The organism is Streptomyces sp. NPDC059909, from assembly GCF_042730885.1.
Classification (GTDB): Bacteria; Actinomycetota; Actinomycetes; order Streptomycetales; family Streptomycetaceae; genus Streptomyces.
This window is the reverse complement of the sequence record NZ_JBHWKX010000075.1, coordinates 23363-31211: the sequence shown is the minus strand read 5'-3', so window position 1 is coordinate 31211 and position 7849 is coordinate 23363. Positions and strand designations below refer to the sequence as shown.

The 7849-nt window shown below is 71.0% G+C and carries 8 protein-coding genes; 6 read left to right on the top strand and 2 right to left on the bottom strand.

Annotated elements, in window-relative coordinates:
• The coding region (locus ACFV9O_RS33165; RefSeq protein WP_385424570.1) for a hypothetical protein at window positions 1-571 on the top strand (571 nt) is incomplete at its 5' end.
• A 24-nt stretch (window positions 572-595) separates the two neighbouring features.
• Here the strand turns inward: ACFV9O_RS33165 and ACFV9O_RS33160 are convergent.
• Window positions 596-1297, bottom strand: coding sequence for a DNA alkylation repair protein (locus tag ACFV9O_RS33160; protein WP_385424568.1), 702 nt, complete (start codon window positions 1295-1297; stop codon window positions 596-598).
• Window positions 1298-1346: 49 nt separating this feature from the next.
• Between ACFV9O_RS33160 and ACFV9O_RS33155 the strand changes: the two genes are divergently transcribed.
• Window positions 1347-2051, top strand: a complete 705-nt coding sequence (locus tag ACFV9O_RS33155; RefSeq protein WP_385424565.1) for a TVP38/TMEM64 family protein — start codon at window positions 1347-1349, stop codon at window positions 2049-2051.
• A 223-nt stretch (window positions 2052-2274) separates the two neighbouring features.
• On the opposite strand, the gene ACFV9O_RS33150 is transcribed toward ACFV9O_RS33155, so the two are convergent.
• Window positions 2275-3444: a thiolase family protein gene (locus tag ACFV9O_RS33150; protein WP_385424563.1), complete on the bottom strand. Its 1170-nt coding sequence runs from the start codon at window positions 3442-3444 to the stop codon at window positions 2275-2277.
• 129 nt (window positions 3445-3573) lie between these two features.
• Between ACFV9O_RS33150 and ACFV9O_RS33145 the strand changes: the two genes are divergently transcribed.
• The 4 genes from ACFV9O_RS33145 to ACFV9O_RS33130 all read left to right on the top strand — a co-directional run bounded on the left by ACFV9O_RS33145 (window position 3574) and on the right by ACFV9O_RS33130 (window position 7814).
• Window positions 3574-4029, top strand: a complete 456-nt coding sequence (locus ACFV9O_RS33145; protein WP_385424560.1) for a winged helix-turn-helix transcriptional regulator — start codon at window positions 3574-3576, stop codon at window positions 4027-4029.
• Between the two features lie 293 nt (window positions 4030-4322).
• Window positions 4323-5198, top strand: coding sequence for an undecaprenyl-diphosphate phosphatase (locus ACFV9O_RS33140; protein WP_385424557.1), 876 nt, complete (start codon window positions 4323-4325; stop codon window positions 5196-5198).
• Between the two features lie 85 nt (window positions 5199-5283).
• Window positions 5284-7296, top strand: a complete 2013-nt coding sequence (locus ACFV9O_RS33135) for an APC family permease (RefSeq protein ID WP_385424554.1) — start codon at window positions 5284-5286, stop codon at window positions 7294-7296.
• A 56-nt stretch (window positions 7297-7352) separates the two neighbouring features.
• Window positions 7353-7814, top strand: a complete 462-nt coding sequence (locus ACFV9O_RS33130; protein WP_385424552.1) for a nuclear transport factor 2 family protein — start codon at window positions 7353-7355, stop codon at window positions 7812-7814.
• The last annotated feature ends 35 nt before the right edge of the window (window positions 7815-7849 follow it).

The following is a 7849-nucleotide window of genomic DNA, read 5'->3' as shown; positions in this document are numbered from 1 at the left end:
TGTGATCACCGCGAAGCGCCGTGTCGGCTCTTGCCTGCGCTTCACCGTCACCGAGGACGACGCCGGGACACTATCCCTGACCTGGCACTTCGACCAGGAGATCCTGGAGGCGGAGGCCGCCGTCGACGGCTGGTACGCACTGCTGACCACCCTGCCCCCAGAGCAGGCCGATCCGGGCCAGGTCCTGATCCACTACAAGGGCCAGGACACGGTCGAACGCCGCTACCACGACTTCAAGGGACCACTCGCGGTCGCACCGGTCTTCGTCCAGCACAACCGGCGCGTCGCCGCCCTCATCCAGGTCATCTGCCTGGCCCTGCTCGTCTTCTGCCTCATCGAACGCCAGGTCAGGCGTGCTCTGGGCCCCGAGCAGACCATGCGCGGGCTCTATCCCGACAACCGCCGCGTCCGCCCCACCGGCCGCATGATCTTCTACCACCTCGGCGAACTCACCCTGCGGATCGGCAACGTCACCGACCCGCCCACCGTCCAGATCACACGCGGCGTCCAACTCCACCTCCTCGATCTCCTCGACACCGACATCGGGCAAACCCGCTGGCCACAGACCTGAAACGGTGACCCGCGAAGTACGGGCCTAGAGGTTCTTGAGCGCTTCCCGCACGGAGAGCGGTGCGAGCCGGTCACAGGCTCCGGCGACGAAGTCGCGTACCGCGTCCGGGTCGGTCTTGGCGTACTCGCGCAGGCTCCAGCCGATCGCCTTGCGGATGAAGAAGTCGGTGTGGCCGGACTGGCGGAGGCAGTACCGGAAGAGCCGTTCCGCATCGGTGGTGTCCTTGCGGCGCAGCTGGTGGAGGAGGGCGGTGCGGGCGATCCAGAGGTTGTCGTCATCGATCCACTCGTCCATGACGGCCACGAGCTGCGGATCGGCGGTGACGAGCGGGCCGACGACGTGCGCGGCGAGCGCATCGACGGTGTCCCACCAGGAGACGGTGGTGATGAGGTGCCGTGCGACCGGCAGGAATCCGGACGAGCAGCGTCCGACGTGGCGGCGCAGATAGTCGACCGCGAAGTAGTGGTACTCGCGCTCGGGCAGCTCCCAGCAGCGCAGGGCGACGGCCGCGCAGTCGGCTTCGGCGGGGCGCGGGATGCCGTCGACGACGGCACGGGTCAGGACGCGCCGCTCTGGTGTGCGGATGCCGAGGAACGGCGCGACGCCCTTCATGTAAGAGGCGGCCTCCACGGCCCGGGCGGGGTCGCCCGCCGCGGCGTATGTCGTGGTCAGCCGCTCCAGCAACGTGTCGGCGAGGGCGCTGCGGGGCGTGGCCGGGTGCGTCATGCGGCACAGGTTACGGCGATCAGTCGGGCTCTTCGGTTACTCTCCCCGGATGCTCGACCCCGTCCCCGGGCCGCGCAACGGCCTCGCTCTCCGCTGCAGCCGGGCCTTCCTGTCTCCCTGGTCCCGGCTGGCGCTGCTCGTGCTGCTGCTGGCGTGCGCGGCTTCTGCCGTGGTGCTGTACGAGCCGCAACGGCTGCTCGCCTCGGGGCTCCCGGTCCAGGTGAGCGGCGGCGCGGCGGTGGTCCTCTTCGGGGTGGCGTACGGCCTGTGCACGGCGGCGTTCGTGCCACGGCCCCTGCTGAACCTGGCGGCGGGCGCGCTCTTCGGTTCCCAGGCCGGCCTGGCCGCCGCGCTGGCCGGCACGGTCGTCGGCGCGGGCATCTCGTTCACCATGGGCCGCGTGCTGGGGCAGGACGCTCTCCGGCCGCTGCTGCGCGGCCGCTGGCTGACCGCGGCCGACGGACAGCTCAGCCGCCACGGCTTCCGCTCCATGCTGGCCCTGCGACTCTTCCCCGGCATCCCCTTCGCCGCGGCCAACTACTGCGCCGCGGTGTCCCGCATGGGCTACGCCCCCTTCCTCCTGGCGACGGCCCTCGGCTCGATCCCCAACACGGCGGCCTACGTCGTCGCGGGCAGCCGCGCGGCCTCGCCGACCTCACCGGCCTTCCTCGCGGCGACGGGCTTCATCGCGCTCTCTGCCGTGGCGGGGGCTCTGGTGGCCTGGCGCAAGCGGCACCGGCTGCGCACGGTGTGACGGCCACCGGGGCTCCGCCCCACACCCCCGCGCCTCGAACGCCGGCGGGACTGAGTTTCCGCCCGTCCGGCGTTCGAGGACGGACACGCGGGCCCCACCGGGCGGCCCCGGTCACGTTCCCGGGGGTCTGGGGGCTTGCCCCCGGTTCGGGAAGGGGCGGGTAGGGGAAGGGCCCGCCGCAGGCACACGCCCCGCACCCCGCGCGCACCGCACCGCCGTACGGCTACAGCGCCTCCAGGATCGTCGCGTTCGCGAGCCCGCCCGCCTCGCACATCGTCTGGAGGCCGTAGCGCGCCCCCCGGGCCCGCATCGCGTGGACGAGGGTGGTCATCAGCCGGGTGCCGCTCGCACCGAGCGGATGCCCGAGGGCAAGGGCGCCGCCGTGCACGTTGAGCCGGGACGGATCCGCGCCGGTCTCCTGGAGCCAGGCCAGGACGACGCTCGCGAAGGCCTCGTTGACCTCGAAGAGGCCGATGTCGTCGAGGGCGAGCCCGGCCCGCTTCAGGACCTTCTCCGTGGCCGGGAGCACTCCCGTCAGCATGAGCAGCGGGTCGGAGCCGGTGACCGCGAAGCTGTGCAGCCGGGCGAGCGGGCGCAGGCCGAGGCGCTCGGCGGTCTCGCCCGCCATGACGAGGACCGCCGAGGCCCCGTCGTTCACGGGGCTGCTGTTCCCCGCCGTGACCGACCATTCGATCTGCGGGAACCGCTCGGCGAAGCCCGGGTCCTCGAAGGAGGGCCGCAGCCCCGCCAGGATCTCGGCCGTCGTTCCCGGCCGTACGCTCTCGTCCCGCGACAGCCCGGCGATCGGTGCGACCTCGGCATCGAAGAGTCCGTCCGCCCATGCCGCGGCCGCCCGCTGGTGCGACGTCACCGCGTACGCGTCCATCTCCTCCCGTCCGATGGACCACTTCGCGGCGATGAGCTCGGCGCTGATCCCCTGCGGCACCAGCCCTTCCGGATACCGCTCGGCGACCCCAGGACCGAAGGGGTCGGCGCCCGGCGGCACGTTGGACCACATCGGGACGCGGCTCATCGACTCGACCCCGCAGGCGATGGCGACGTCGTACGCGCCCGCCATGACCCCCTGCGCGGCGAAGTGCACGGCCTGCTGCGAGGAGCCGCACTGGCGGTCGACCGTCGTGGCGGGCACGGACTCGGGGAACCCGGCGCCGAGCCAGGCGTACCGCGTGGTGTTCATGGCCTGCTCGCCGACCTGGTCGACGGTGCCGCCGATCACATCGTCGACCAGGGCCGGATCGATTCCGCTGCGCTCGACGAGGGCGCGGAGGGTGTGGGAGAGCAATGCGACGGGGTGGACCTGGGCGAGCGCGCCGTTCGGCTTGCCCTTCCCGATCGGCGTACGGACTGCTTCGACGATGACGGCATCACGCATGGAGGGCGCCTCCTCGGCTCACGCACGACCCGCGGCCGGTACGTGAGTTGGAAAACTGGACTCTATTGCTACTCAACGGTAGCCGAGTGAGTTGGGATTTCCAACCCACCCCCCTCTAAGCTGGGGCCCATGAAGGCCCCGCGTCCCTGTTCCATCGCCGACACCCTCGCTCTCGTCGGCGAGAAGTACGCCCTGCTCGTCCTGCGCGAGGTCTTCCTCGGCGTGCGCCGCTTCGACCGGATCGCCCGCAACACGGGCGCGCCCCGCGACATCCTCACCGCCCGGCTGCGCCGCCTCGTCGAGGCCGGGGTGCTGGAGAAGGTCCCGTACAGCGAGCGCCCGCAGCGCTTCGAGTACGTCCCGACGGAGTCCGGCCGCGAACTGCATCCCGTCCTGCTGACCCTGATGGCCTGGGGCGACCGGCACCTCGCCGAACACCCCCCGACGGTCGCCGAGCACGCCTGCGGCGCGAAGCTCACCCCGGTGGTCGTCTGCGCGTCCTGCGGCGACGAGGCGACCCTGGACAGCCTCACCCCGCACGTCCACGCACCGGGCTGGACGGTGACGGGCCCTGTGGGCGACTGAGGCCCACCGCCGCCCGGCCGAGACCGGCGCCCATGGCGCCGTCAGGGCCGCCCGTGCCTGCATCGACGGGCATTCGCCGGTGAACACCGCCCGCAGCCGGGCGAGTTGGGGATCGCGCCGCACCGCGCCGCCCACCGCTCCCCCGGGCTCCCATGACACCCCGGCGATTCGCTGTGCGGCAGCCCGCCCGTAGGCCGGAAATCCGATGACGCTACGCTGCCACGCGGCGGACGCATGATCGCGGCCCGCACCGTACGTTCAGACCTGACCAGCACTGGGATGGCTTAGCTTTCATGTCGTGGTTCGAATCACTCATCCTCGGGCTCGTCCAGGGGCTGACCGAGTTCCTGCCCATCTCGTCCAGTGCGCATCTGCGCCTGACGGCGGCATTCGCGGGCTGGCACGACCCGGGTGCGGCGTTCACCGCGATCACCCAGATCGGCACGGAGACGGCCGTCCTGATCTACTTCCGCAAGGACATCGCCCGGATCGTCTCCGCCTGGTTCCGCTCCCTGACGAACAAGGCGATGCGCCATGACCACGACGCACAGATGGGCTGGCTCGTCATCGTCGGCTCGATCCCGATCGGTGTGCTCGGCATCACGCTGAAGGACCAGATCGAGGGTCCGTTCCGGGATCTGCGGCTGATCGCCACCACGCTCGTCGTGATGGGCATCGTGCTCGGGATCGCCGACCGACTGGCGGCCCGCGACGAGACGGGCGGCAAGCACCGTGCGATCAGGCACCGCAAGACCCTGCAGGAGCTGACCGTCAAGGACGGCCTGATCTACGGCGTCTGCCAGGCCATGGCCCTCGTCCCGGGCGTCTCCCGCTCGGGTGCCACGATCAGCGGCGGTCTGCTGATGGGGTACACCCGCGAGGCCGCGGCCCGCTACTCGTTCCTGCTCGCGATCCCGGCGGTGCTCGCTTCGGGCCTGTTCGAACTGAAGGACGCGGGCGCCGGCGGGCACGTGTCCTGGGGCCCGACCATTTTCGCGACGATCATCGCCTTCGGTGTGGGATACGCGGTAATTGCCTGGTTCATGAAGTTCATCTCCACGAAGAGCTTCATGCCCTTCGTCATCTACCGGATCCTGCTCGGCATCCTGCTCTTCGTCCTCGTCGGCACGGACACGCTCAGCCCCCACGCGGGCGAGTCGGCCGGCTGACACCGGGGGACGCGAGCACGAACGGGACGCGGCCCCGGCGCGGCGGGCCGGGGCGAGCCGGGCCGCCCCGCTTACGCTCACGTCCGTGTTCAACGTCACGGCGCTCCTGAAACGGCTGGTCATCGGGCGCGCGCTGCGCAGCGAGGAACTGGGCGAGACGCTGCTGCCGAAGCGGATCGCTCTGCCGATCTTCGCCTCCGACCCGCTCTCCTCGGTGGCGTACGCCACGCAGGAGATCCTGCTGGTGCTCACCCTCGGCGGGCTGGCCTATCTGCATTTCACGCCGTGGATCGCGGCCGCGGTCGTCGCGCTGATGACGGTGGTCGTGCTCTCGTACCGCCAGGTCGTGCACGCCTATCCGAGCGGCGGCGGTTCGTACGAGGTGGCCTCCACGAACCTGGGCGCGTCGGCGGGGCTGGTGGTCGCCGCGTCGCTGCTGGTCGACTACGTGATGACGGTGGCCGTGTCCGTGGCCTCCGGCGTCGACAACATCATCTCGGCGATCCCGGAGCTGGCCGAGCACCGTGTGCTCATGGCACTCGTCTTCGTCGCCCTGCTCACCGCCGTCAATCTGCGCGGGGTGCGGGAGTCGGGCCGGGCGTTCGCCACTCCGACATATCTGTTCATCGCCGGCGTGCTGATCATGTGCGGCACTGGGCTGCTCCGCTATCTGCTCGGCGACGCACCCGTCGCCCCGACCGCCGCGTACGGCATCGAGCCGGATCCGGCGGACGCGAACCTGGCGGGTCTGGCGCTGGTGATGCTGGTCCTGCGGGCCTTCTCCAGCGGCTGTACGGCACTGACCGGTGTGGAGGCGATCTCCAACGGCGTGCCGGCGTTCCGCAAGCCCAAGTCCCGCAACGCGGCCACCACCATGGCCGCGATGGGCGCCATCGCCGTGACGATGTTCGTCGGCGTCACGACGCTCGCGATCGTCGCGAAGGTGCACATCACGGACGACAGCTGCCGTCTGACCGGGCTGCCCGACTGCGAGGACTACACGCAGCGCACCGTCATCGCCCAGCTGGCGGCGTCGGTCTTCGGCGGCGAGAACAGCTTCGGCTTCTACTACGTCCAGGCCGCCACGGCGCTCGTCCTGATCCTGGCCGCGAACACGGCCTTCAACGGCTTCCCGCTGCTCGCCTCGATCCTCGCCCAGCACCGCTATCTGCCGCGGCAGTTGCACAACCGCGGGGACCGGCTCGCGTTCTCCAACGGCATCCTGGCCCTCGCGGTCGTGGCGGGACTGCTCCTGTGGGGGTACAAGGCGAACGTCACCAGCCTCATTCACCTGTACATCCTGGGCGTCTTCACCTCCTTCACGCTCTCCCAGGCCGGCATGGTCCGGCACTGGAACCGGGAGCTGGCCACGGAAACCGCCCCCGCCGTCCGCCGGCGCCACCACACCGCCCGGGCCATCAACGCCACGGGTGCGGTCACCACCTGTCTGGTGCTGGCCATCGTGCTGGCCACCAAGTTCACCCAGGGCGCCTGGCTGGCGGTGCTGGCCGCGATCGTGCTGTGGGTGATGATGCGGGGCATCCGCCGGCACTACGACGACACATCGGCCGAGCTCGCCGTCACCGACCCGCGCAGCGAACTGCGGCCGCCCTCCCGGGTCCTGGGGATCGTGCTGGTGTCCACCCTGCACAAGCCCACCCTGCGCGCCCTCGCCTACGCACGCGCGTTCCGGCCGGACCAGTTGGAGGCGCTGACCGTCGCCGTCGACCGGGATGCTGCGGCGGAGCTGCAACGGCAGTGGGAGGAGTACGGCATCGAGGTGCCGCTCAAGATCCTCGACTCCCCGTACCGGGAGATCACCAGCTCGGTGCTGATGTACGTCCGCTCGATCAGGCGTGAGAGCCCCAGGGACGTGGTCGCCGTCTTCATCCCGGAGTACGTCGTCGGGCACTGGTGGGAGAACCTGCTGCACAACCAGTCGGCGCTGTGGCTGAAGAGCCGGCTGCTCTTCACGCCCGGGGTCATGGTCATCAGCGTGCCCTGGCAGCTGTCGTCCTCCGCGCACGCCGACCACCCGGCCGCCCGCGCCCCGGGAGCGGTCCGCCGCGGCGAGCCCGTGCGCCGGCACAAGCGGTGATCCCGGTTTCTGCGTGGGCCCTTGGCGTGGCGCGGCCGCTGACCCACACTTGGCCGATGACGCAGCGCGTGAATCTCGCGACGGTGATGGACCGGCTGGCGATCGACGACGTGATCACCGGCTACGCGGTGACCGTGGACGACGCCGACTGGGGCGGGTACCGGGCTCTTTTCACCCCGGACGGCCGTGCCGACTACCGCGCCGCGGGCGGTGTCGAGGGCCCCGCGGAAGAGGTCGCCGGCTGGCTGGCGGAGACGATGCGCCTGTTCCCCGTACGGCAGCATCTGATCGTCAACCGGCGGGTGCGCATCGAGGATCTCGGCGGCTATCCGGGCGACGCGGCGGAGGCACAGGCCGACTACGTCAATCCGATGCGGCTGGAGTCGGGCGATGACTTCGTCTCCGGCGGACGGTACGCGTTCGGCCTCGCGCGCACGGACGGTGGGTGGCGGCTTCGTTCGGTGACCGTGCAGGAGAAGTGGCGGCACGCCGCTTTCCTCGCCACGGCCGCCGACTGATCGCCCGCGCACTGTCCCGGTCGGCGCCGCTCCCC